This window comes from Cupriavidus sp. WGlv3 (assembly GCF_023952475.1).
GTDB lineage: Bacteria > Pseudomonadota > Gammaproteobacteria > Burkholderiales > Burkholderiaceae > Cupriavidus > Cupriavidus phytorum.
Map to the genome: position 1 here is coordinate 104,345 of NZ_JALHRX010000006.1, position 24,203 is coordinate 128,547.

Below are 24,203 nucleotides of genomic sequence, written 5' to 3' on the forward strand. Positions count from 1 at the left end.
ATGAATCCTTTCGCTTATGAACGGCCGGGCTCGGTCGACGACGCCATGCGCCTGGGGAGCCAGCCGGGCGCGCGCTATGTGGCCGGCGGCACCAACCTGCTGGACCTGGTCAAGGCCGGCGTGGAAGCGCCGCGGCTGCTGGTCGATGTCAGCCGGCTGCCGCTGGACCAGGTCACGGCGCTGCCCGATGGCGGCCTGCGCCTGGGCGCAATGGCCAGCAACACCGATGCGGCCAACCATGCGCTGGTGCGCGAACGCTATCCGCTGCTGGCGCAGGCGCTGCTGTCTGGCGCCTCCGGACAGCTGCGCAATATGGCCACGGTAGGTGGCAACCTGCTGCAGCGCACCCGCTGCCATTACTTCTATGACCTGGGCTTTCCGGCCTGCAACAAGCGCAAGCCCGGCTCGGGCTGCGGCGCGCGCGACGGCATCAACCGCATCCATGCCATCCTCGGCGCCAGCGAGCATTGCATCGCGGTGCATCCTTCCGACATGTGCGTGGCGCTGGCCGCGCTCGAGGCCGTGATCGTGGTGTGCGCCACCACCGGCGAGCGCCGCATCCCGATCGGCGACTTCCATCGCCTGCCCGGCGACACACCGCAATGCGACACCATGCTCGCCCCCGGCGAGCTGATCGTCGCCATCGACCTGCCGCCCTCGCCCTACGCCGCCCACGCGCACTACCTGAAGGTGCGCGACCGCTCCAGCTTTGCCTTCGCGCTGGTCTCGGTCGCCGCGGCGCTGGACCTCGACGGCAAGCTCGTGCGCAGCGCCCGGCTGGCGCTGGGCGGCGTGGCGCACAAGCCCTGGCGCGTGCCCGCGGCGGAACGCGCCCTGGCCGGCCGGCCGCTGAGTGCGCACAGCGCGGCCGACGCGGCGCGGCTGCTGCTCGACGGCGCGCACCCATATGCGCACAACGCGTTCAAGATCGCCCTGGCGCAGCGCGCCGTCGCCCTCGCGCTGAAGGTTGCCAACGGCCCGCCAGGAGCTTCGACATGAGCGTGACCGGCACCCCGCTCGACCGCGTCGACGGCATCCCCAAGGTCACCGGCCGCGCCCGCTACACCGCCGACCACACCCTGCCGGGACTGGTCCACGCGGTGATGGTGACCAGCGCCATCGCCCGCGGCGAGATCGTCGCCATCGACACCGCCGCGTGCGAACGCATGCCGGGCGTGCGGCTGGTGCTGACGCCGTTCAACGCCCCGCACCTGCCCCGGGGCGGCAAGGCGGCCGCGGACATCCCCACCGCCGGCCACGTGATGAGCCTGCTGCAGGACACCACGGTCCACTACAACAATGAGCCCATCGCGGTGGTGGTGGCCGATACGCTCGAGCAGGCCCGCGACGCCGCGCGCTGCCTGCCGGTGCAATACCGGCCGGCCGATGCCGAGCTGGACTTCGCGCAGGCGCGCGCGCGGGCCCGCAAGCCTGACGAGGACGAATCCGCGGACAGCCGCCGCGGCGATCCCGATGCGGGCCGGCGCGGCGCCGCAGCCGTGATCGACGCGGTCTACACCACGCCGATGGAAACCCACAACCCGATGGAGCCGCACGCCACCCTCGCCGCGTGGGATGGCGACCAGCTGACCCTGTACGACGCAACGCAGTACGTCAGCGGCGTGCGCAAGGCGGTCGCGGCCGCGTTCGGCATCGCTGCCGACAAGGTGCGCGTGATCTGCCCGTATGTGGGCGGCGGCTTTGGCTGCAAGGGCTCGGTGTGGTCGCACGTGGTGCTGGCCGCGATGGCGGCGCGGCAGGTCAGCCGCCCGGTCAGGCTGGTGGTGGAACGGACCCAGATGTTCGGCCCGGTGGGCGGCCGGCCTTTTACCGAGCAGCATGTGGTTGCCGCCGCGGCAGCGGATGGCACGCTGCACGCGCTCCGTCATGACGTGACCGCATGCACTGCAGCGATCGAGGAATGGCTCGAATCCGCCGCGCTGATCACGCGCCGGCTCTACGCCTGCGCCAACGTGCAGACCAGCCACCGGCTGGTCGAGCTGGACATCGGCACGCCCACCTTCATGCGTGCGCCGGGCGAAGCCCCGGGCAGCTTTGCGCTGGAATGCGCGCTCGACGAACTGGCCGAGCGGCTGGGCCTCGACCCGGTGGCCCTGCGCCTGCGCAACCACGCCGACACCGATCCGGACAAGCAGCTGCCGTTCTCGAGCAAGTCGCTGCGCGAGTGCTATCGCGATGCCGCCGGGCGCTTCGGCTGGGCTCGCCGCGATCCCGCCCCACGTTCGATGCAGGCCGACGGCAAGCTGGTCGGAATGGGCATGGCCACCGCCACCTACCCCACCTACCGCTCGCCCGCCAGCGCGATGGTGCGCCTGCTGCCGGACGGCACGGCGCTGGTGCGCTCGGGCTCGCAGGACCTCGGCACCGGCACCTATACGGTGATGACGCAGGTCGCCGCCGATGCGCTGGGCCTGCCGCCGGAGCGCGTACGCTTTGAACTGGGCGACACGGCCTTCCCGGAAGCCCCGGTGTCGGGCGGTTCGCAGTCCGTGGCCAGCGTCGCGCCCGCAGTGCAGCAGGCGGCCGAAGCGGCACGGCTGCGCCTGATCCGCCAGGCCGTGGCCGATACCGCCTCGCCGTTGTCTGGCGCGCCGGTGGAGGATATCGAAATCGTCGAAGGCTGGCTGCAACGCCGCTCGGATCCGGCGCAGCGCGAACCGATGACCGCGCCGATCCGGCGTGCGGGCGGGCGAGCCATCGAGGCCCGCGCCAGCACCAAGCCCGGCAAGGAGCGCCAGGCTTATTCCATGCATGCTTTCGGCGCGGTCTTTGCCGAAGTCCGCGTCGACCCGGAACTGGGCGAGATCCGCGTCCACCGCGTGGTTGCCAGCTACGGCGCCGGCCGGCTGCTGAACCGCAAGACCGCGCACAGCCAGCTGATGGGCGGCATCGTCTGGGGCATCGGCATGGCGCTGCACGAAAAGACCGAGCTGGACCTGGCCACCGGGCGCGTCGCCAACGCCAACCTGGCCGAGTACCACGTGCCGGTCAATGCCGACATCGGCACCATCGAGGTCACGGTGGTGGACGAGGACGATCCGCATATCAACGCGCTCGGCACCAAGGGCATCGGCGAGATCGGCATCGTCGGCGTAGCCGCGGCCATTGCCAATGCCGTGTACCACGCCACCGGCCGGCGCGTGCGCGACTTGCCGATCACGCTGGACAAGCTGCTGAACTGAACGCCCCCGGCACCAGGCAGGGATCCGTAGGCGCCGCGCTGGCTGCGGCAGTGGTTGCGCCGGCCGCGATCCGGTGGAAAGATGTCGCCCACGGGCCCCGCGCCCGCAACCTGGCTGCCCGCCATGCGGGCATGGAGGCTGCCGTGACCGAGCGAATTCCACCGCGTACTTCCTCGTGCATCGCCCTGCTGCTGGCCACCGGCGCGCTGCTGGCCGCGGCCCCGGCCAGCGCCCAGACGCCGGCACCGCTGGCGGAATGGCAGTTCTCCGCCGGCATTCCGCTGCAGAAGCTGTTCCAGGACGACATTCCCGACTGGCAGGTCCGGCTTGGCGCCGCCGCGATGCTGCGGCCGCGCTACGACGGTTCGTCCGAGTACATCGTGATCGGCGGCCCCAGCATCGATATCCGCTACCGCGACCTTGCTTTTGCGTCGATTGGCGAAGGGCTGGGCGTGAACCTGCTGCGCGGCAGGAACTGGCGCGCGGGCATCGCGCTCACCTACAACCTGGGCCGGCGTGGGCAGGATGACTCGCCGCACCTGGACGGCATGGGCAATATCAACCCGGCGCCGGAAGGCAAGCTGTTCGCCGAATACGCGGTCTCAAAGGAGTTTCCGCTGGTGCTGCGCATCGACGCGCGCCGCAGCCTGGGCGGCAGCGACGGCTGGGTCGGCGATATCGGTGCCTATATGCCGCTGCCCGGCAGTTCGGAGAAATTCTTCTGGTTCGCCGGCCCCACCGTCACGCTGGCCGACTCGCGCTACATGAACGCCTGGTACGGCGTCAGCGCCGCGCAGGCGCGCGCCGGCCGGCCGCAATACCATGCGCGCGGCGGCATCAAGTCATACGGCTTCGGCGTGACCTCGGTGTGGTACTTCGCCAAACACTGGTTTGCCAGCTCTGACGTGGCCGTGTCGCAGCTAGCCGGCGATGCGGCCGACAGCCCGATCACGCGCAAGCGCACCAACGCGGTGTTCGACCTGTCGGTCAACTACGAATTCTGACGATCGCCGCGGCCAGGCTGGTTCGGCTATCGCACATTGGATGGCCCGCATCCCTGATTCAGCCGCCTGGCGGCGTCAAGCGCCGCCAGCCGCGCCGCGCTTACCAGCGGTGCTGGTACATCGCCGTCAGCGTGATGCCCGCTGCCGGCAGCCGGCTGGTGTTGTTGCTGTTGCGCAGCAGCTGGCTGTACAGCGGGTAGTAGTTGCGGTTGAACAGGTTCTCGATGCCGACCGTGATCGTGTCCGTGCGCGTCAGTTCATAGCGGCTGATCAGGTCGACGGTGGTATAGCTGCCGACCTCGCGCCGGCCGAAGCTGTTCTGGCCGTTGAGCCGGTAATCGCGGCTGGCGTAGTAGCTCAGCTGCACCCGGTTGCTCCACTGGCTCACGGGACGGAACTGCAGGTACGCCGTGACCTTGAGCGGCGGGATGCGGTAACCGGTCATGTCCTGCAGGCCGGCGCTGCCCTGCGGCCGTTCGCGCCCGTTGATCCAGGTGATGGTGCCGCCCGCGCCCCAGCGCTCGTCGTCCGAGCGGTAGTCGGCGGCCGCTTCCACGCCCGCGATGCGCTCTTCGGTGCGGGTCAGGATCAGGCCGTTGTTGAAGCTCTGCACGTCGCCAAGTTTGGAGGTGGTGTAGAACAGCGCCACGCTCGCCAGCGTATTGCCCAGCGCGCCGCGCCAGCCCAGTTCATAGTTGTTGGTCTTGACCGGATCGAGGCTGGACGAATTGATATCGAAGCCGGCGCGCGCATTGCGGATCTGCAGGCCGATGTCCGGCAGCTGGAAGCCCTGGCTGAACGAGGCATAGAACTCCTGGCCCTTGACCGGCGCATAGGCCGCGCCCAGGTTGAACAGCCAGGCGCCATAGTTGACCGTGCCGCCCTTGACCGTGGCCGGGTTGCTCACGCGCGATTGCGACAGCGGCACGAAGTCATCGAAGCTGGCGCTGGCGCGCTCATAGCGCAGGCCGCCCTCGGTTGACCATTGCTCGCTGAACTTGTGCTGCAGCTGGCCGAAGATGCCGCCACTGCGCGTGGTCAGCGGCGGCATGTAGGTGGCCGTGCCGATGCGGTTGAAGACCAGCCCGCCGCTGCTGTCGTAGGCGCGCGGATCGAACAGGTCCAGCGGCATGTCGCTGCGCTCCTGGTTGTAGTCGGCGCCCCACAGCAGCTTGGTGGCCTTGGCCTGGCCCAGCGGCGTGCTGATGGTCAGGCGCCCGCCGAACACGTCGCTGTTCTGGCTGATCTGGTCGACATTGCCGCCGCGCGTGGCCACCGCGCGCGCATCGAAGGGCGGGAAACGCGTGAAGTAGTCGCGGTAATAGAACTGGCTCGATACCGTGCTGCCGAACAGGTCCTGGTGCTGGTAGTCCAGGTTGACCACGGTGTTGCGCAGCTCGTTCTGGTTGTCCAGCTGCAGGCCGCGGATCGCGCGCGCGGCGGTGGAGCCGGCCGGCGCGCGGGCCACCGACGGATCGGAGGCATAGTCGGTGTTCTGCTTGGCCTGGTACCGGCTGACGCTCAGCTGCAGCCGCTGCTGGCCGTCGATGCGCCAGCCCAGCTTGCCGCTCAGGTTGTAGACATTGGAATCGAAGAGATCGCCCTGGCTGGGCTCCGGCGCAATGCGGTTGCCTTCGGCATCGTAGGGGCTGCCGATGCGCTGCGCGCCCAGGTGGAAGGCATAGTCGATCGGTCCCTGGCTGCCGGAGAAATGCTGCTGCACGTTGGCGCTCAGGCCTTCCTTGCTCAGCCGCGTCAGCGGCGTGCCCAGCGTGACCGTGGTGTCCGCGCTCGGCGGCCCGCCGGCCTGGCGCGTGGTGATCGAGATGATGCCGCCGCTGGCACCCGCCCCGTAGAGCGCGCTGCTGCCGCGCAGCACCTCGATGCGCTCGATATTGCTGGGGTCGATGGTCGCCAGGTTGCGCGCCGAATCGCGGTTGGTGTTCAGCGGGATGCCGTCGACCAGCACCAGTGCGCTGCGCCCGCGCAGCGTCTGTCCAAAATCCGTCACCGTGCGGCTGGAATCGGCCATCCCCGGAATGACCTTGCTCAGCATGGTGGCAAGGTTGGTCGACCCCGTGCGCAGCTCGTCCAGTTCCTCGCGCTCGATCACCGTGACCTGCCGCATCGGGTTGACCAGGTCGCTCTTGATGCGGTCGACGCGCACCTCCACGGCATTCAGGCTGCCCGCTTCCACCGACGCGGCCGGTGCCTGGGCCTGGGCCTGGGCCTGGGCCTGGGCCTGGGCCTGGGCCTGGGCCTGGGCCTGGGCCTGTGCGGCGCAGACAAGCGGCAGCGTGCCCGCAATGGCACAGATCAGCAGGGATAACGGACGAGGACGAAGGGCGAAACAGAAGGAGGTGGCCGGAAGGGTTTGCATGGTGGCAGCAGGCGCGCGCGGCTTACTTTAATGATTTGTAACAAAACCGGAAATGATAATGATTCCTGATTGTGTTAGCAAGCGCGGATGCGGCCCTGCTTATGCTTGGCGAGGCACATGGCAGCGCAGATGGGGGGATCGGAACCTGCGCTGGTTGCCGTGATAGAGTCGGTCTTCATTCGCTGTAGCCAGCCTTATGTCGCCCTCCATCGCGTATGGACCAGGCGATCCGGCCCGCCGCCAACCTCGCATGGAAAACCACGCCGGTACGCTCAGCATGACCGATCCCATCCCGCCTATCGTTCCCGCGCAAACCGCCCTGGTAGTCATGCACTACCAGACCGACATCCTGGCGCTCTTTCCCTCCGTCGCCCCCACCTTGCTTGCCAACACGCGCAAGCTGTGCGACGCCGCTCGGTCCCGGGGCGTCAGCGTCTATTTCGCCAAGATCCACTTCAGCCCGGGCTATCCGGAAGTCAGCCCGTTGAACCGCAACGGGCAGGGCATCAGGCGGCTTGGCCTGTTCGTCGACGACCAGATCTCCCCCGGACTCGAGCGGCGGGACCATGAACCGCTGATCGTCGCGCATCGCGCCAGCGTGTTCTTTGGTACCGACCTGCAGGTAAGGCTGTCAGCGCAGGGCATCGATACCCTGTTGATGGTGGGCATCGCCTCGACCGGCGTGGTGCTGTCGTCGGTGGCGTATGCAAGCGATGCGGATTTCCGCCTGTTCACGGTCAAGGATTGCTGCTACGACCCGGACCAGGTCGTGCACGACCATCTGTTCGCCACGGCATTCGATTCGCGCACCACGGTGCTGTCGCTCGCTGATGCCTTGGCTCTGCTGGCCTGAGCGCGACCGGGACGTCGGCACACGGTCTGGCGACGCGACACACCAACCACAGAGGAGAAGCCATGTTCGACCACGTTAAATTCGGCGTCACCGACTATGCCGCGAGCAAGGCGTTTTTCCTGAAGGCCCTGGCACCGCTCGGCGTAACGGTGGCGTCGGAGGGGCCGCCGACATACGGTGTCGAACTCTGCGCGAGAGGCAAGGCTTCGCTGTGCCTGTTCCAGACCGGGGAGAAGCCGGCACACCTGCATCTGGCGTTTACCGCCGAGACCCGGCAGCAGGTCGACGCCTTCTATCGCGCAGCGCTAGCCGCGGGTGCCACAGACAACGGTGGACCGGGACTGCGGCCGCACTACCACGCGAACTACTATGCGGCGTTCGTCATTGGACCTGACGGGCACAATCTCGAGGTGGTTTGCCACGTGCCCGATGCGTGATCGTTCCAACGAGAGAAGGTCCGGAAGGGTCCGCGCATGGCGCATGCCGTCCATCACGCCCCGCTACCCATACCGGCGGCGTACACGCCTAATGCGACATGAACACCGGCAAGCCCGACTGCCGCAGCAACAAACGGGTGGTGCCGCCCAGCACCAGTTCCCGCAGCCGGGAGCGGCCATAGCCGCCGGCGACCAGAAGGTCGGCCTGTATCTCGCTGGCAAGTCCGGGCAGAACTCGGTCGGGGTCGCCCTCGCGGGCCAGCACATTCGCGTGGATGCCATGATCGTGCAGCCAGGCTGCGAGTCGGTCCGCGCTGGCCAGGAAGGCCTCTTTCTCGACCTCGGCGCCGGACTTGCCGGCGCTGACGATCACGACTGAGACGGCACTGGCGTGCGCCAGCCAGGGCAGTGCGTCGGCTACCGCCCGCGCGGCCTCGCGGCCGCCGTTCCATGCGATGGCAACATGGCCGCCAATGGGCGGGGCGGAGTCGCCTGGCACCAGCAGGATGGGCCGGCCGGCGTTGAGCATCGCATACTCGGCAACCGCGGCCAGCAGGCCCGGCACATCGGCCTGCGCCGAGGGCGGTGCCGGCAAGATAAGATCGGCGAAACGTCCTTCGTTGGCCAGCGCCCAGCCGGATTCCGCGGTAACAACGACGTGCCGCGCGGGAATGCCGGGCGCCACTTGCCTGACCAGCGTGTCGAGTGCCTGCCTGTGATCGTCAGCCAGATTCCGCACATGGCTGGCGGCGGACGCGGCGTATTGCCCGGCTCCCTCTCCGGCCCCGCGGAAGGGTTCCAGCTGCGTGCCCGTTGCCGTCAGGCCGATTACGCTGCCATGGGACTTCGCTGCAAGGCGTGCGGCCGTTTCAATGCGCGCCGACCGTGCCGCATCTTCGCTGAGGTCGACCAGGATGGTCCTGAAGTCCATGATGAGGTTCCGATCTTTGGTTTGTCATTCCAGCGGAAAACCGGTGTCGCCGCCCTGGTCGACATCCCCTCCCCTACAGGACAGTCTAGCCAGTGGGACCCGGCGGCGTTCGACGCAGATCAACGGGCCGATTCGCTAAACCAAAGTCTTGTCGCCATCACCCCGCTCCTGGCTGCGATCAAGGACGCTGCCAGCCCTGCCGCTTCAGATTGATGCTGATCAAACGCGGATCCCCGCCGGCATCTACGCTGAAAGGCAACGCCCCGCGGCCTCGATTCCGCACCTCCCTTTGTCAGGAGACTCATCATGTACCAGCGCATCCTACTCGCCGTCGACGGCAGCCGTTCTTCGGACCTGGCAATGAGCCAGGCCATCATCATTGCCAGGGCGACCGGCGCCGAGGTCAAGGCCTTGTTCGTGGCGGACGACACCGATGTCTTCTTCGAAGCCAGCTACTTCAATCCGAAAGAACTGGTCGACAGCATCCTTGCGCATGGCCGCAAGGCGCTGGATGCGGCATCCGTCAGGCTCAGCGAGGCCGGTGTGCGCAATGTGATGCAGCTTGACGAAAAGCCGGTGGCGCCGGGCAGGATCTCGGCGACCATTGTCGCCGAAGCCGATGCCTGGAATGCCGACCTGATCGTGCTTGGCACGCACGGTCGCCGCGGGGTACGGCGCCTGCTGATGGGCAGCGTATCGGAAGGCGTGCTGGCCAAGACGAGCAAGCCCGTGCTGCTGGTCCGTAGCGAAATCGAAGGCTAGCCCTACCCGGCGCAATACCTTATGTCCCGCCCGACCATGCGCGCGATGGTGTTCGAGGGCGCAGGCTTGCCGCTGCACCTTCGTCGCTTGCCGGTTCCAGAGCCCGGTCCCGGCGAACTTCGCATCGCCGTGGCGGCCTGCGGCGTGTGCCGTACCGACCTGCACATCGTCGACGGCGACCTGCGCCATCCCAAACCGGCCCTCATACCAGGACACGAGATCGTCGGACGGGTGGATGCATGCGGCGCCGGCGTCATCGCCTTCACTCCCGGCGAGCGCGTCGGCGTGCCATGGCTCGGGCATGCATGCGGCGCTTGCCGCTACTGCCTGCGTCATCGCGAGAATCTTTGCAGCGCGCCGCTGTTCACCGGCTATACCCGCGACGGTGGCTATGCCGAGTACGCGGTTGCCGACAGCGCATTTTGCTTCCGGCTTCCCCCCGCCTACGATGACGAACACGCCGCGCCACTGCTCTGCGCCGGCCTGATCGGCTATCGCACGCTACGCATGGCGGGCGCAGCCAACCATGCGCGCCGCATCGGCATCTACGGCTTCGGCGCCGCGGCCCACCTCGTCACGCAGATCGCCGTAGCGCAGGGCCGCGAGGTCTACGCTTTCACCCGCACGGGCGATACAAGGGCCCAGCAACTCGCCTATCAGACGGGCGCCTGCTGGGCCGGTTCGAGCGAGCTTCAGTCGCCCGTGCCGCTGGACGCTGCGCTGATTTTTGCTCCGGTGGGTGCATTGATACCCAAAGCGCTACGCGACGTGGACAAGGGCGGCATCGTTGTCTGCGGCGGAATTCACATGAGCGATGTGCCAAGCATGCCTTACCAGGTGCTCTGGGAAGAGCGGCGCCTGTGTTCCGTCGCCAACCTTACGCGCACCGACGGCCTTGCGTTAATGGATATTGCCGAGCGCACGCCGCTGGTGACGCACACCATCGCCTATCCGCTGGAACAAGCCAACGCGGCATTGGCCGACCTGCGCGAAAGCCGCCTTGCCGGTGCCGCCGTACTGAAAATTTCTCCATAGCTCCCAGGCATTGCAATGAGCCGATACCAAACCCGATTCCTGACGCGCGAGCTTGCTGGCTCGGAACTGGCCTCGGCGTTGCGCGCCTATCGGGGAACTGGCGTGCTGGTGCTGGCGATACCGCGCGGCGGCGTCCCGGTCGGGCGCGTCGTGGCCGACGCCTTGTGCGCCGATTTCGACCTCGTGATGGCGCGCAAGATCGACGCGGGCGTGGCGCTGGACGACACGGGCAAGACCTGGCGTACCAACGGCGCGGATGCGAACAGCGGCGCCGGCAGCCTGCGCGGCATCCACTTCGACCAGCTCTGCCGGCAGCGCGCGGTCTATACGCCGGTTCGCAAGCCGGCCGATCCCTGCGGCCGCGTGGTGATCGTCGTGGACGACGGCCTGGTGAGCGGCGCGAGCATGCATGCCGCGCTTGCAAGCCTGCGCAAGCGCGGCCCCGCGCGGCTGATATGCGCCTTGCCGATCGCCAGCAAGGCAGGCCTGGACCAGGTCCGCGCGCTGGCCGATGAAATCGTCTGCCTCGACACGCCGGATCACATCGACAGCCTTGCGCACTTCTATCACGAGTTCCAACTGGTCAGCGATGACCGGGTCCGGCAATTGACAGGGATGGCATCAACTCGATCCCCCCTCCGCCCCCGGGCAAGTGCGGTGGCAGGCGTGCCCTCACTGGCCAAGGCCATGCGGATTCCCTACCGCACGACTTGCCTGCGGGCCATGCTCGAATCCGCGCCCAACCCCATCGGCGTCGTGGTGATGGTGCACGCCGGTGGCGCACAGCGACGCGCTGCCCGAAGCCACTACCTGGCACGCAAGCTGCGTGGAAAGGGATTTGCCACGATGCTGGTCGACCTGCAGCCCGACAGCCGCGCCGACGACGCGCCGGATGCGGATGTCGATGACCTGGCGAGAAGGCTGGACCAGGTCCTGAGCGTCCTGCGTGCCGGCACGCCGTTCGCAAAACTGCCCGTTGGCTTGCTCAGTGCCGGCACCGCCGCCGCGGCCGCCGTGCGCTTGGCAGCGGACGGCGCGCCACAGCCTGGCGCCGTCGCCTGCGTGGCAGGACGAATCGACCTGGCCGGCAGCGCCGCCCTGCAACGGCTGGAGGCGCCGACCTTGCTGATATGTGCAAGCGGTAATCCGGAGAGCATCCGGATCCATCATCTTGCCTTCGAGCAGATGCATTGTCCGCGACAACTCAGGCTGGTCCGGGCGAGCGGGTGCGGTTTCGACGACCGCAAGGCACTGGAGGAGATCGCGACGCTCACAGCGAATTGGTTTGAGCAGCACCTTGCGCAGGCATCGCGTCCATGCCTGAGTTACAGCGGACGCCAATAGCTGACCAGCGGGTACGAAACCTGCAAACGCATGCTGGCATCCGCACTCACACCGCATTCATGCCATGAAACCTGTCACGCTGATTGGAGCCCCCACCGACGTCGGGGCGGGCACGCGCGGCTCGTCGATGGGCCCGGAGGCGCTGCGCGTCGCCGGCCTGGCGCAGGCGCTGTCGCGCAACAAACTGCAGGTCGAGGACGCCGGCAACCTCGACGGCCCCGCCAATCCCTGGGAGCCGCCCCGGGACGGCCTGCGCCACCTCGACGAAGTGCTGGCGTGGAACCGTGCGGTCTATGACGCATGTCTCGGCACCCTGCAAGCCGGTCGGCTGCCGCTGCTGATGGGTGGCGACCATTGCCTGGCGATCGGCTCGATCAGCGCCGCGGCGCGCCATTGCCGTGACACCGGCAAGACCCTGATGGTGCTGTGGCTCGATGCGCACGCCGACGCCAATATCGGCACCACCACGCCCACCGGCAACATGCATGGCATGCCGGTGGCCTGTTTGTGTGGAGACGGGCCGGCACCGCTGACCACGCTGGCCGGGGCGGCGCCAGCAGTGCAGCGCAGCGCGATCCGGCAGATTGGTATCCGCAGCGTCGATGCCGAGGAAAAGCGCCGCCTGCACGAGTTGCACCTGGCGGTGTACGACATGCGCTACATCGACGAGAACGGCATGCGCCACACCATGCAACAGGCGCTGGCGGGCATCGACGCGCAGACGCACCTGCACGTCAGCTTTGACGTGGATTTCCTCGACTGCGTGATCGCGCCCGGCGTGGGCACGACCGTGCCGGGCGGGCCGACCTATCGCGAAACCCAGCTGTGCATGGAGATGATTGCCGATACCGGCCAGCTGGCATCGCTCGACGTGATGGAACTGAACCCGGCCTGCGACGTGCGCAACCAGACCGCGCAACTGGCCGTGGACCTGGTGGAAAGCCTGTTCGGAAAATCCACGCTGTGGCGTCCGCCGCCGGGTTAAAAAGTTGCACGGCGTGCCTGTCGATACTTCAATGCCGTACAGGGACGCCGCCATGACGAAGCGCCGATGAGGTGCTATATTGGGAGCCATCGTTTCCTAATTTGCCGATCTGGCAGCATGACAGCCACCCACCCCCAGGTTCCCACACGCACACGCAGCCGGGGCCGCCCGCGCGAGTTCAACGTCGACCAGGCGCTGGACCGGGCCGTGCGCGTTTTCAGCGAACGCGGTTACCACGGCGCTTCGATCTCCGACCTGACCCGCGCCATGCATCTCGCCCAGGGCAGCCTCTACAAGGCGTTCAAGGACAAGCAGTCGCTGTTCCTGGCGGCGTTCGATCGCTACCACGCCCAGCGGGCGGAGAAGCTGCACCAGGCCATCGACAACGCCGGCACCGGGCTGGAACGCCTGCGCGCCACGCTGGACTTCTATGCCGACTCCGCGCAGGGCGCCGCCGGCCGGCAAGGTTGCCTTGTCGTTGGCAGCGCGGTCGAACTGTCGGCATTCGACAAGCCAATGGCCGGCCACATCGCCGCCGCGATGTCGCGCAACGAGGCGTTACTGGCCGACCTGATCCGCCAGGGCCAGCAAGACGGCTCGATCCCGGCCCATGTGGACGTCGAAGCGACTGCGCGGATGCTGTTATGCCTGACGCAAGGCATGCGGGTCGTCGGCAAGACCGGACGCAGCCGCGAACAGATGCAAGCCGTGGCAACGGCCGCACTCCAGGTATTAGCCTGAAATTTTTTTTCCTATTTAGGAAACAATCGATTCCATTTTGACCGAGGAGAACACCGATGAAGATCGCTTTTCTTGGCCTGGGCACCATGGGCCTGCCAATGGCTGCAAACTTGCTCAAGGCCGGCCATGCAGTGCGCGGCTGGAATCGCTCGCCCACGCCGGTGGCGAAACTGGCAGCGCTCGGCGGGCAAGGCGCGACCACGCCTGTCGAGGCGGTCACCGATGCGGACGTGCTGATCTCGATGCTGGCCGACGATGCGGCCACCCGTGCCGCGATACTGGACGCACGGACACTGTCGGCGCTGAAGCGCGGAGCCATCCATGTCAACATGGCCACGATCTCGGTGGCCCTGGCAGCCGAACTGGCTGCGTTACACCAGGCGCAAGGCGCGGGCTATGTCGCCGCACCGGTACTGGGCCGGGTAAACGTTGCTGAAGCGGGCCAGCTCAACATCCTGGTAGCGGGCAATTCCGACGCCATTGCAACCGTGCAGCCGCTGCTGGATGCAATCGGCCAGAAGACCTGGCGCCTGGGCGCACGGCCAGAACAGGCCAATGCCGCCAAGCTGGCCGTGAACTTCATGATCGCCAGCGCCATCGGTACGATGGGCGAAGCAGTGGCACTGGCGCACGGCCATGGGGTGGACAAGGCCGGTTTTCTGGAACTGGTCACGTCCACGGCCTTCGCTGCTACTGTCTACAAGGGCTATGGGCAGGCCATCGCCGAAGAGCGCTTCGAGCCAGCGGGATTCAAGCTGGCGCTAGGCCTCAAGGACGTGCGCCTGGCGTTGGAAGCGGCGGAACAGGCCAACGTTCCCCTTCCCCTGGCCAGCACCCTGCGCGATACACATATCGAAAGCCTGGCCCATGGCGAAGGCCACCTGGACTGGGCGGCACTGTCGCGCACGTCCGCGCGCCGTGCCGGGCAGGCCTGAACGGCCACCGCACGGTGACTGCTTCGCAGAGGCTGGCACGAACCAAGGCCCGGCGCATGGCCGGCGCCTTTGTCATTTGAGTTGCTGGATCCGGATCATGTTGCCGGCCGGATCGCGCACCGCGAAATCGCGCACGCCGTAAGGCTGGTCTGTCGGCTCCTGCACGATCTCGGCGTCGCGGTCCTGCAGGCGCTGGAAGACGGCGTCCAGGTCCTTCGCGCCAAGCAGCAGGATGGCGAAAGTACCCTTGGCCATCATCTCGGCGATGGTGCGCTTCTCGTCGTCGGTGACGCCCGGGGTCGCGTTTGGCGGGTACAGGACGATGGAGGTGTCGGGCTTGCCCTTCGGGCCAATGGTGATCCAGCGGTGGCCGCCAAAGGCGACATCCTTGCGGATCTCGAAATCCAGGGCGTCCCGGTAGAACGCCAGCGAGACCTCCGGATCGGAATGCGGCAGAAAGGTCGAATGAATGGTGAGGTCCATGATCAGTCTCCGTAAGCAGTGAGGGGTGAGGGGTGATGCATGGACGCCAGTCTAGTCGGACGACGGTTCCGGCGCTTCTCGATTCCTGACCGGACGCGTCACCTGCCTGGCGATGCAGGACGGGATGCCCTCGGCCTCGCGCGCGCAATCGCGCCGGTAAATGCTGGGCGAAACGCCAACCAGTTCGGTGAACCTTGAACTGAAGGACCCCAGGGACGAGCAGCCGACCTCGAAGCAGACCTCGGTGACACTCAGGTCGCCACGCCGCAGCAGCGCCATGGCGCGCTCGATGCGCCGGGTCATCAGGTAGGCGTAGACCGACTCGCCATAGGCCAGCCGGAACTGCCGGCTGAGATGACCCGCGGACATATGCACACCCCGCGCAAGCGCCTCGACGTCCAGCGGCTGGGCGTAGTCGCGGTCAATGCGGTCGCGGACCCGGCGCAGGCGCGCCAGGTCACGCAGGACGGTGTCGGGGGTGGCGGCGGGCATCGGCGTATGGCCGGCCCTCAGGCCCTGGCGGCCGCAGGCGGCGCGCAGGATTCCCGCAACACCAACTGCGTGGCCAGCCGCACTTCCTGCCCCGCCGCCGCCTTGGTATCAGCCCCGGCTTCGTGATCGCCAATGGCTCTCAGCAGGATTTCAGCGGCGGCCGTGCCCACCGCCTCGAGGTCCCAGCTGACTGCGGTGATGGCCGGCGAATACAGCTGCGGCAGGTCGCCGTCGCCGACGCAGATCAGGCTGACATCGAGCGGCACGCGATGGCCGCTTTGTCGCGTTGCCTGCAGCACGCCGGACAGTATCCGCGTGCCCAGGCAAATGAATGCCGTCGGTCGGTCTCTTGCCGACAGCAGGGCGAGCGCGTCGCTGAAGGAAAAATCCATGGCCGAGCGGCTGGAGCGCACGAGTGTCTGGTCCACCGCCACGCCGCGCTCCTGCAGCGCCGCGCGATAGCCGTGGATGCGTTCGCGGCCGGGGCGCAACGCGGCATCGGAGGTCATCAGCGCGATGCGCGTGTGGCCCAGGTCAAGCAGATAGCGGCAGGCTTCGTATGCGCCGCGGAAGTGATCGACGTGGACGCCGGAGCCATTCTCACCAAAATCGCGGTCCATCGCCACGACGGCAAGATCGCGCGAGACCTGGTCGAGGTATTCGGACCGCTCGACTTCGCATGGCCCCAGAATCAGGCCATCGACGCGACGCCGGCGGAACAGGTCCACCATCAGCTCTTCCTGCGCCTTGCTGTTGTGCGTGTTGCCGACCACCATGGCGTAGCCTTCGCGCTGCAGACGGATTTCGACCGCGGTGATGATGCGAGCGTAGAGCGGATTGGCCAGATCGGAAACGAGTAGCCCCACCACGCCGGACGTACCCGTGCGCAGGCTCTGCGCAATCGGGTCGGGCGCATACGCCAGCGCCTTCGCCGCGCGCTCCACCGCCTGCAGGGCCGCGTCGCTGACCGGGCCGCTGCGATTCAGCGCCCGCGATGCCGTACCCAGCGACACGCCGGCCGCCCGCGCCACGTCTCGAATCGTGACGCGTGCAGGTGAGGCGGGGCTGGTAGTGCGCGTTCGGCTGCTCATCGGTGTTCCTGGCGGAAAATAGCGGACGCATGGAAAGGGCGCCGCTGCCGGCTTCTCGGCCTGCGATTATCTCCCAAAAGCCGCGGAGCGCCCCGGCCGTGGCCTCAGTACACGGCGCGCCCGCCACTGATGTCGAAGACGGCGCCCGTGCTGAAACTGCAGCGCGCGGAACACAGCCACGCCGCCATCTCGGCCACCTCCTCGACGCGCACGAAGCGCTTCATCGGCACGCGTTCGAGCAGGCGCGCCCGCAGTTGCGCGCGCTGGCTCTCGTCATATGTCCCAAAGATGTCGGTATCGGCCGCGCTCGGGGTGATGCAGTTGACCAGAACGCCCGCCTCGGCCAGTTCCTTGCCCAGGCTCTTGGTCATCGATATCAGCGCCGCCTTCGATGCCGCATAGGCGCCCGCAAACGGGTTGCCCTCCTTGCCGGCGATCGATGCCACATTGACCACCCGGCCATATCCCTGTTTCACCATCGCGGGCACCAGTGCCTGCGCACATTGCAAGGCGCCGAAGACATTCACATCGAACACGCGCTTCCATTCGTCCATCGATGCCTCGGCCGTGGGGCCATGGCGTCCGAGAATGGCGGCATTGTTGACCAGCGCCGTGGGCGTTCCCAGCGCTTCCGTGGATTGCGCCAGGGCCCGGTCGACCTGCGCGCGCCCGGTAATGTCGACGGCGACATCGAGCACTGTTGCGCCGTGATCCCGCAAGGCCTTTGCGGCCTGTGCAAGCGGCCGGGCATCGCGATCCCACAGCGCGATCGAGAAGCCGTCGGCGGCAAGCCGCGCGCCAATCGCGAGGCCGATGCCCCGTGCCGCGCCGGTCACCACCGCGACGCGTCGCGCCGGCTCCTTGCTTTCGATGGCCGTCATGGCTGCGCTCCGATCCGACGGATCGGGTCGGCGCCGTCCCAGTGCCGCGCTGCTGCGGCGATCATCGCGAAATGGTCGCCCTTGCCGCCGCTCATCTCCGAGATTTCGACGATGTTGCCCGGCAGATCCACATGCACATAGTAGGCAAAGCGTCCGCGCATGCCCATGCGGCCGCCGTGCCCTTCCACGTAACCGCGCGCCCGCAGCCGCTCGGCGAACGCGTCGAAGCGGTCGTCCGTCCAGTAGGCAACGTGCTGCATGCCCTCTCCGGCGTTCTTCAGCGAATCCAGATACAGCGACGGGGCATCGTTGCGTTGCTGGATCAGCTCGATCTGGACGCCGCCCGAATTGGCCAGCGCAATCGACAGATCTGGTAGCGCCGACGCTTCACCGTAGTAGCGGAACTCCGTGGTGCCGACCGCTTCCTTGTAGAACCACGGCCCTACCCCGAGCTCCTCGCTCCAGTGGCGCATGGCCCGCTCGATATCGCGAACGACGTAGCCGACCTGGCAAAGACCACCGAACAGCAAGCTCATCGAATTCCCCTCGGGTTTTATGGAAACGTTTCCATTCCCGCACTCTAAACCAGACTGGGAAATGGTGACCCCTAGCGTTAACCATAATTGCGGCTGTGCGGCGCGATTACGAAACTTGTTGGAAACGTTTCCATATCAAATGGAACAAACCGAAGGCACCCGCGACCAGAATGGGTGATGCCCCCTTGGAGACAACCATGAACAAAGTCCTGGCAGGCGCCCTGCTTGCAGCGGCCACCACTGGAGCGCTGGGTGCCGACGACTCGGGTTATCCGGACCGGCCGGTCCGCATGCTGCTGCCCTTCTCCGCAGGTGGCGGCGGCGACATCCTCGGGCGCCTGCTCGCGGAGCGCTTTGCGGCGCATCTCAGGCAACCCGTGGTCGTGGAAAACAAGCCGGGCGCGGCCGGCACGATCGGCACGCACGCGGTGGCTACCGCGGCGCCTGATGGCTACACGATCATGATCGGCGGCATGTCGACCCATCAGCTTGCGCCGGCCACCTACAACAAGCTGCCCTACGACCCGGTACGCGATTTCCAGAGCCTTGGTGCGATCGGCAATTCGTCGATCGTCATGATTGCGGCCAACCAGTACCCGGCCAACAACGTCAGGGACCTGGTCGCGCAGTCGCGCAAGGACACCGCGCCGATCCAGTACGCAAGCTGGGGGGCGGGATCGACCGGCCACTTCTGCGGCGAGGTGCTGAGCCAGAAAACCGGGATTCCGCTGCAGCATGTGCCATACAAGGGTACTGCGCAGATCGTCACCGACATCATCGGCAACCACATCTCGGTGGGCTTCGTCGACATGGTGACCGCCACGCCTTTCGTCCAGGAGGGCAAGGTCAAGGCGCTCGCCGTCTGCACACGCCGCTCGCCAAGCCTGCCGAATGTCCCCAGCTACCAGGAGCAGGGCGTGGAGTTCGACCGCGAACTGACCTGGGTCATGTATGTGCCCGCCAGGACGCCGAAGCCCGTCGTCGACAAGCTGTCCCGCGTCCTGGAAACCACGCTGAAGGAACCGGAAGTCGCCAGGAAACTGCTGTCACTCGGCATCACTGCCAGGTACGTGCCGGGCCCCGAGCAGCAAGCCGCCAACGCCCGCGATATTCCGATGTGGAAGGCTATCGCCGCGCAGGCTCGCATCAAGCTGGACTAGCCGCGCCAGCGCGGCGCAGGCCTGGCCATTATGCAAATTCCACCATCTCAGCAGGAGCCCCGCCTTCATGTCCCATGCCCTGAACACTGCACGCATCCAGACCGTGCGCGATCACATGGCGCTGGAATGCGTGCATGACTGGGACGCCGTGATCGACACGTTCGCCCATCCGCGCTACGAAATGCACGGCAGTGGTGCCGTGTTCGACGGCGAGACCGCGGTGCGCGGATATTTCGACGCGTCGCGCATCCCCTTCCCCGATCTCAAGAATGAAATCATCGCCATTGCGGCGGCAGGCGACACAGTCCTGGTGGAATTCTGGCTCCAGGGCACGCATCTGGGACCGCTGCAGGCAAACGGCAAGACCTTTGCCCCAACCGGCCGAACCTTCCGTGTGCGCATGGCTGCCGCGTTCGAGTTCGCGCCGGGCTCGGACAAGATCATCTGCGAGCGACCGTACTCGGCACCCGACGCCAAGCTGAGGGCACTTGGGCTGCTCTGAGCTCACCGGGCTTGCGGAAGGCGTGTCGTTGAAACCGTGGCGATGCTGAGCGGGGCGCCGCTTCAACCTTTCAGCGCGTCTCGACACCGGTTTCCGGTATCAACACCGCGGCTGCGCGGCACACTGGCCGCGCGGCAATTCAAGTCCGCGCACCAACAGCCGATATCCGCCTGGAGCCGGCAGCTTCCGAGATCGAATTCCCCGCCGCCGGCAAACCAGGAGAAGTACCACCGTGACGATGATCGAACCGATCGCAGCCAAGCCAGCGGCTGCCGTGTCGACGGATGCGCCCGCGGCAGCTGCCGCGTCCACCAGCGCAAGCGCCAGTGACGCGCCGGGGATCCGCACCCGGCCGGCGGCCAGTACCGAGATCCATATCTCGGCCCCCGGCCATGCGCTCGCTGGCAACCAGGCCGCTTCCGTGCGCGACAACAGCGATGTCGACGACAGCGGCCTGCCCGATCAGGCCAAGGATGCGATCAAGCGCCTGCGCGAACTGCGCGCGCAGCTGGCGCGCAAGCTGCAGGAGCTGGAGGCGGCGAAGAACGCCACCACCGGCACGCCGGACCAGAAGCGCATCCGCATCGCGGTGCTGCAGCAGGAAATCGCCAGCCTGGGCGCCGCCATCACCACCACGACGGCGACACTGAACCAGGCCATTCGCGAGCTCTCGGCAGAACAGCAGATGCTGGCCGGCAGCCTGGCGATGCGTTAGCACGCCAGGCTGCATCGCCCAGTCGCGGCATCGCTTAGTCGCGATACGCCCACAGGTCCACCACGCAGCCACCGTCGTCCGCGATCAGTCGGAACGAGGCCGGCTGGTAGTCGGTATCGATGGCGAGCACACCGCTGGCGCTGGCGCTGGCGGGCAGCGTGCCGCAGGCCGACGTCGACAGCTTCAGGCCCAGCGTATTGGGCATGGCCTGCGCGGCCAGCGTTCCCGATAGCTGGCACGCCGAAGCGCCGGGTGCGATCTTGCCTTCTGCGGTGACGGTGAAGCTGGCACTGGCGCCGCCAGGCAGCACCGTGGTGTAAGTGCCGGCCAAGCTGGCAAGGTCGACGCTCGCGGCGGGCACCGCAGCCTGGCTCAGCAGCTTGACGCTGGCGGACGCGTCCGCGCCCGGTGCGGCGACCCAGCTGCCGCCCTGGTCGCGACGGTAAATAGCGGTGGCCTTGTCTTCTGCATCGGCCAGGGCGAGGTAGCGGCTGCCGTCCGTGCCGGCGTAGTACTTGCCGACGGTGGGGTTGTCGGCATCGCCCACGCTGACGACGTAGGCGCCAGGCTCCAGGTCGGTGACCGACAGGGTCGCGGTGGCGGGCGGTGCGCCGTGGTCGGGCGCGTCGTTGCCGCCGCAAGCGGCCAGCCCCAGCACGGCTGCCAGGGGAAACAGGGAAATGAGGCGTTTCATCGGAACCTGCCTCACTGGCCGAAAAGTTCACCCAGCCGCAGACGCAGCCATTGCTGGCCGGCGGGACGCTGGTCGAAGCCGATCTGCATGGCGGTGACGGCCGTCCTGGTCTTGTAGACCACGGACTCGTCCTCGGCCTGCGCGGCGCTCGGCGTGCCGCTGCCGGCGCCGATGCCGAGCCCGTACGGCGCCGTGCCGCTGAACTTCAGCGCATAGGCGTCGAAGCTGCCATGCCGCGAGAACGCGAACGCCGTGGCAGCGGTCGGCGCGTTCGGGAAGTTGACGTTCAGCGCCAGCCCTGCCGGCAGCAGCGGGCCGCCGTTGGCCTTGGCCTGCAGCGTGCCGAGCAGCTTGATGGTCAGCTGCGCCACCACGCCGGACACCGGGCTCGCCAGGCCGGCATTGTCGACCGAGTCCGTGCCCGCGCTCAGCGCGATGGACGGAATGCCGCGCGCCGCGCCGAATTGCGCATTGCTGACGGTGCCCGAGCTGTTGACGATGCGGCCGACGTTCTGGCCTTCGTTGGGACCGGACAGCACCAGGTCCGGGGCCTTGCCCCAGCGTGCCGGCGCCAGCACGTCCAGGCCGTACATGGTCGCCATCACCGGCGTGCCGTGGGCGTAGTGGTAGTCGCCATTGGTGTAGCCCGCCTTGGTGAAGGGGCCGACCGCCGGCTCGCCGGTCTTGGCCGCGCCGTTGTGGCAACCGCCTTCGGCCTCGACCTGAGTCTTGTCGTTGTCCGGCACGATGACCGTGGTGCTGTACATCACGATGCCGGCGCCGCGGCCGCTCTGGCCGGTGCAGGGTACGCTGACGATGACGTTGTGGCCGGCACCCTTGAGCGCGTCGTACAGCGCCTTCAGGTTGCTGGTCAGGCCGTCGTCGTTGGTCAGCAGGATGTTCAGGGCGAAGGCAGGACTCGCCGTGGCGGCCAGCAAGGCCGCGGCGATCAGGCGGGATTTCATGTCGGTGGCAGGTCTGGGTGGTTCAGGAATGCGGGCGTGGCCCGCGCGGCAGGAAGTTACTGCGGGCAGCCCGGTGAGGCTGGCGGGGCGCACACGCCGGCAGCGCCGATGTAGGTGGCGCGGGCCGGGCGCAGCGCCCTGGGTCGTCCGTGGTGGACGGACGCTACCTTAACCGCGGTTCATGACAGTTGCGTGAACAACGAAGGGCGCGATGCGCGCTGCCGGGGTGCCTTGCGAACGACTGGCCGGATATCGCGGCGCGGTGACGCAGCTGGGAACCGAATCACCACCAGCAACCGCAGCCGGACCAGCGGGTGGAACTTGAGCAGACAGGCCCAGGCTGGCCTAGCCCGCGCCAGCTGGGCGCGCGACAGGGCGATTGCTGTGCGCGCTCGCCGATAGCGTAGAACGTAGATGGTTCTGCGCTGAAGGTGCCAGGCTACGAGCCCACCTTGAGCTGGCCGCCGCGGCCCAACCCGCCCTTCACTTCCTGAGCCTTGTAGTTGCGCAGCGAGACCACCATGTTGTTGTAAGCGTCCATGAATGCCGCCACGGTGGCCTTGCCTTCAGGCGTGCGGGAGAAACCGGAGAGTCCGCCGGCCGCACCACCGCCCAGGGCGCTGAAGGCGGCACCGACGTTGGTTGCCGTGGAGTTTCCTTCCGAGATGGACAGCTGCACGCCGGACCGGATGTCGAACATGGTCAGGGTCACGACCGATGCCTTGCTTTGCATGGCGCCGCCGACGAGTGCGCCGACCGCGCCGAACAGACCGCCTACACCGGCGGCCATCTGACCCGTGGAGTCGTTATCGATGACGATGGAAGGCTCCATGTAGTAATCGGCCGCGACGCGCTGCCCCTTCTGCTGGCGCGAACCGGCCCGAAACTCGCCGGAATTGCGCTGCTTGTCGGTAATGTTCGAAAGCTTGCTTTCGGTGCGGTTATTGCCGATCGAGGTGATCACGAAACAGTTCGACTGCTGCACCGCCAGGCGGATCAGTGGCTCGATGGTAGTGACTTTGGTGGCTGCGCCGAAGCTCGCATACCATTCCTTGCCCCGGCCATCATCGACGGCCAGCGTGCCGAGCGGCTTGTCGCAGCGCTCCAGCGCCGAATTGGCATTCACGCTGGTTGCCCCGCCCGCTGCGCCGGTGGCGGCCGTGGGTGCCGTGCCAGTGCTGATGATGCCGCCACCGGCGGCACAGCCAGCCAGGATCAGGGATGTGGCCAGGCCGGCCACGCGCAGAGAAGTCTTGTTCGGCATGAAAACGCGTTCCTGTTGACGGAAGTAATACGAAAAATCGGGGATGGCAGGGCCTAGCGGGGGTGCCAGCCGGCGCGGTCCCATACCCAGTAGTACGGATAGCTGCTGTACCAGGCCAGCCAGGATTTGCGGTAGGCTTCGCGCACCAGGTACAGGCTCTGTTCGTCCTTCTTGGCTGCTTGCGCTTGCGGCAGCAGGTCTCGTGCCTCCTTGCTGCCTTGCGCTGCTGCGCGCGTCAGCCACGCCTCGGCTTCAGCAGGGTCCGAGCCCATTTCCTCAAAGCCCATCAGGTAGATTCGCCCAAGCGCCAACTGGGCCTGCGTATGGCCGTTGTCGCCGGCCCGGCGCAACCATTGGAGGGCCTGATAGCTATTGCGCTCCACGCCATCGCCACGCACCAGGCGCAAGCCAAGGTCGTAGGCCGCGTTCGGATCGCGCTCAGCCACCGCTGCCAGAGCCTGCATACGGTGGTCGACATCCGCTGGTGTAGCTTGCCCTGTCGCGACACGGCGATCCTGGTCGGTACAGGTGTTGCCGTTGCACAGGCGTACCGTCGGTGACCGGGGTGACAACTGGTCTGCTGGCGTTTGCGCGGCACATGCTGCAAGGCCAGCAGCCATCAAAATCATCAGAAACGTAACACTTCTCATAAACGGAATGCCCTGATACATCTACACTCTCTGCAACCTACAGCTTCTTTGTAACAAAGTGTACGTAGTCTAGCCCCGCCACACTAATGCCGCACCCCTTGAAAATAGCCTTGCCCGACGAAGGAAGGAAAACAACCCACGGCCTCGCCGCGGCAACGAG

General features: G+C 67.0%; 25 protein-coding genes. 14 read left to right on the plus strand and 11 right to left on the minus strand.

The annotated features are described in order from the left end of the window. The 3 genes from MKD38_RS12890 to MKD38_RS12900 all read left to right on the plus strand — a co-directional run bounded on the left by MKD38_RS12890 (window position 1) and on the right by MKD38_RS12900 (window position 4,207). Window positions 1-999 carry an FAD binding domain-containing protein gene (locus MKD38_RS12890; protein ID WP_252677354.1) on the plus strand — a complete coding sequence of 333 codons (999 nt, stop codon included), beginning with the start codon at window positions 1-3 and terminating at the stop codon, window positions 997-999. Then, window positions 996-3,203 (plus strand): xanthine dehydrogenase family protein molybdopterin-binding subunit, encoded by a 2,208-nt coding sequence (locus MKD38_RS12895; RefSeq protein WP_252677355.1) that lies wholly within the window; start codon window positions 996-998, stop codon window positions 3,201-3,203. Before MKD38_RS12890 ends, MKD38_RS12895 begins: the two co-directional genes overlap by 4 nt. A gap of 131 nt (window positions 3,204-3,334) precedes the next feature. Beyond that, window positions 3,335-4,207, plus strand: coding sequence for a MipA/OmpV family protein (locus MKD38_RS12900; protein ID WP_256504831.1), 873 nt, complete (start codon window positions 3,335-3,337; stop codon window positions 4,205-4,207). Between the two features lie 100 nt (window positions 4,208-4,307). On the opposite strand, the gene MKD38_RS12905 is transcribed toward MKD38_RS12900, so the two are convergent. Further along, window positions 4,308-6,587 carry a TonB-dependent receptor gene (locus MKD38_RS12905; RefSeq protein ID WP_252677357.1) on the minus strand — a complete coding sequence of 760 codons (2,280 nt, stop codon included), beginning with the start codon at window positions 6,585-6,587 and terminating at the stop codon, window positions 4,308-4,310. 250 nt (window positions 6,588-6,837) lie between these two features. Here MKD38_RS12905 and MKD38_RS12910 point away from each other — a divergent pair, with 250 nt between their 5' ends. Both MKD38_RS12910 and MKD38_RS12915 read left to right on the plus strand, forming a co-directional pair. Next, entirely contained in the window at window positions 6,838-7,440 is a 603-nt protein-coding gene (locus tag MKD38_RS12910; RefSeq protein ID WP_252677358.1) for a cysteine hydrolase family protein, read from the plus strand. Between the two features lie 62 nt (window positions 7,441-7,502). Next, entirely contained in the window at window positions 7,503-7,877 is a 375-nt protein-coding gene (locus tag MKD38_RS12915) for a VOC family protein (protein ID WP_252677360.1), read from the plus strand. An 88-nt stretch (window positions 7,878-7,965) separates the two neighbouring features. On the opposite strand, the gene MKD38_RS12920 is transcribed toward MKD38_RS12915, so the two are convergent. Next, entirely contained in the window at window positions 7,966-8,808 is an 843-nt protein-coding gene (locus MKD38_RS12920; protein ID WP_252677362.1) for a universal stress protein, read from the minus strand. 306 nt (window positions 8,809-9,114) lie between these two features. Between MKD38_RS12920 and MKD38_RS12925 the strand changes: the two genes are divergently transcribed. The 6 genes from MKD38_RS12925 to MKD38_RS12950 all read left to right on the plus strand — a co-directional run bounded on the left by MKD38_RS12925 (window position 9,115) and on the right by MKD38_RS12950 (window position 14,610). Next, window positions 9,115-9,570, plus strand: a complete 456-nt coding sequence (locus MKD38_RS12925; protein ID WP_252677364.1) for a universal stress protein — start codon at window positions 9,115-9,117, stop codon at window positions 9,568-9,570. A gap of 21 nt (window positions 9,571-9,591) precedes the next feature. Continuing rightward, the gene (locus MKD38_RS12930; RefSeq protein ID WP_252677366.1) at window positions 9,592-10,605 is read left to right on the plus strand and encodes a zinc-dependent alcohol dehydrogenase family protein; all 1,014 of its coding nucleotides are present in this window, start codon (window positions 9,592-9,594) and stop codon (window positions 10,603-10,605) included. A 15-nt stretch (window positions 10,606-10,620) separates the two neighbouring features. Further along, window positions 10,621-11,949 (plus strand): phosphoribosyltransferase, encoded by a 1,329-nt coding sequence (locus MKD38_RS12935; RefSeq protein ID WP_252677367.1) that lies wholly within the window; start codon window positions 10,621-10,623, stop codon window positions 11,947-11,949. Window positions 11,950-12,013: 64 nt separating this feature from the next. Next, window positions 12,014-12,934: an arginase gene (gene rocF, locus MKD38_RS12940; RefSeq protein WP_252677369.1), complete on the plus strand. Its 921-nt coding sequence runs from the start codon at window positions 12,014-12,016 to the stop codon at window positions 12,932-12,934. A 117-nt stretch (window positions 12,935-13,051) separates the two neighbouring features. Then, a complete protein-coding gene (locus MKD38_RS12945) occupies window positions 13,052-13,675 on the plus strand; it encodes a TetR/AcrR family transcriptional regulator (RefSeq protein ID WP_252677371.1) in 624 nt (207 codons plus the stop codon). Window positions 13,676-13,731: 56 nt separating this feature from the next. Next, the gene (locus MKD38_RS12950; protein ID WP_252677373.1) at window positions 13,732-14,610 is read left to right on the plus strand and encodes an NAD(P)-dependent oxidoreductase; all 879 of its coding nucleotides are present in this window, start codon (window positions 13,732-13,734) and stop codon (window positions 14,608-14,610) included. 72 nt (window positions 14,611-14,682) lie between these two features. Here the strand turns inward: MKD38_RS12950 and MKD38_RS12955 are convergent, their stop codons facing one another. The 5 genes from MKD38_RS12955 to MKD38_RS12975 all read right to left on the minus strand — a co-directional run bounded on the left by MKD38_RS12955 (window position 14,683) and on the right by MKD38_RS12975 (window position 18,093). Beyond that, complete coding sequence (locus MKD38_RS12955; protein WP_252677374.1) at window positions 14,683-15,093, minus strand: VOC family protein; 411 nt, start codon at window positions 15,091-15,093, stop codon at window positions 14,683-14,685. A 51-nt stretch (window positions 15,094-15,144) separates the two neighbouring features. Beyond that, window positions 15,145-15,585: a helix-turn-helix transcriptional regulator gene (locus MKD38_RS12960; RefSeq protein ID WP_115683191.1), complete on the minus strand. Its 441-nt coding sequence runs from the start codon at window positions 15,583-15,585 to the stop codon at window positions 15,145-15,147. Window positions 15,586-15,602: 17 nt separating this feature from the next. Then, entirely contained in the window at window positions 15,603-16,676 is a 1,074-nt protein-coding gene (locus MKD38_RS12965) for a LacI family DNA-binding transcriptional regulator (RefSeq protein WP_252677376.1), read from the minus strand. Between the two features lie 104 nt (window positions 16,677-16,780). Continuing rightward, window positions 16,781-17,557, minus strand: coding sequence for an SDR family NAD(P)-dependent oxidoreductase (locus MKD38_RS12970; RefSeq protein WP_252677378.1), 777 nt, complete (start codon window positions 17,555-17,557; stop codon window positions 16,781-16,783). Beyond that, window positions 17,554-18,093: a VOC family protein gene (locus MKD38_RS12975; RefSeq protein ID WP_252677379.1), complete on the minus strand. Its 540-nt coding sequence runs from the start codon at window positions 18,091-18,093 to the stop codon at window positions 17,554-17,556. Before MKD38_RS12975 ends, MKD38_RS12970 begins: the two co-directional genes overlap by 4 nt. A gap of 197 nt (window positions 18,094-18,290) precedes the next feature. On the opposite strand from MKD38_RS12975, the gene MKD38_RS12980 reads away from it, so the two are divergent. The 3 genes from MKD38_RS12980 to MKD38_RS12990 all read left to right on the plus strand — a co-directional run bounded on the left by MKD38_RS12980 (window position 18,291) and on the right by MKD38_RS12990 (window position 20,470). After that, window positions 18,291-19,253: a Bug family tripartite tricarboxylate transporter substrate binding protein gene (locus MKD38_RS12980; RefSeq protein WP_252677380.1), complete on the plus strand. Its 963-nt coding sequence runs from the start codon at window positions 18,291-18,293 to the stop codon at window positions 19,251-19,253. Between the two features lie 67 nt (window positions 19,254-19,320). After that, a complete protein-coding gene (locus tag MKD38_RS12985; RefSeq protein ID WP_252677381.1) occupies window positions 19,321-19,755 on the plus strand; it encodes an ester cyclase in 435 nt (144 codons plus the stop codon). A gap of 238 nt (window positions 19,756-19,993) precedes the next feature. Beyond that, window positions 19,994-20,470, plus strand: a complete 477-nt coding sequence (locus MKD38_RS12990; protein ID WP_252677594.1) for a hypothetical protein — start codon at window positions 19,994-19,996, stop codon at window positions 20,468-20,470. 34 nt (window positions 20,471-20,504) lie between these two features. Here the strand turns inward: MKD38_RS12990 and MKD38_RS12995 are convergent, their stop codons facing one another. The 4 genes from MKD38_RS12995 to MKD38_RS13010 all read right to left on the minus strand — a co-directional run bounded on the left by MKD38_RS12995 (window position 20,505) and on the right by MKD38_RS13010 (window position 24,064). After that, window positions 20,505-21,164, minus strand: a complete 660-nt coding sequence (locus MKD38_RS12995; RefSeq protein WP_252677382.1) for a YajG family lipoprotein — start codon at window positions 21,162-21,164, stop codon at window positions 20,505-20,507. An 11-nt stretch (window positions 21,165-21,175) separates the two neighbouring features. Continuing rightward, window positions 21,176-22,129 carry a 5'/3'-nucleotidase SurE gene (locus tag MKD38_RS13000; RefSeq protein ID WP_252677383.1) on the minus strand — a complete coding sequence of 318 codons (954 nt, stop codon included), beginning with the start codon at window positions 22,127-22,129 and terminating at the stop codon, window positions 21,176-21,178. 439 nt (window positions 22,130-22,568) lie between these two features. Next, entirely contained in the window at window positions 22,569-23,393 is an 825-nt protein-coding gene (locus MKD38_RS13005) for a CsgG/HfaB family protein (protein WP_252677384.1), read from the minus strand. Window positions 23,394-23,446: 53 nt separating this feature from the next. After that, on the minus strand, window positions 23,447-24,064 hold the full coding sequence (locus MKD38_RS13010; protein WP_371925684.1) for a tetratricopeptide repeat protein: 618 nt from the start codon (window positions 24,062-24,064) through the stop codon (window positions 23,447-23,449). Window positions 24,065-24,203: the final 139 nt, after the last annotated feature.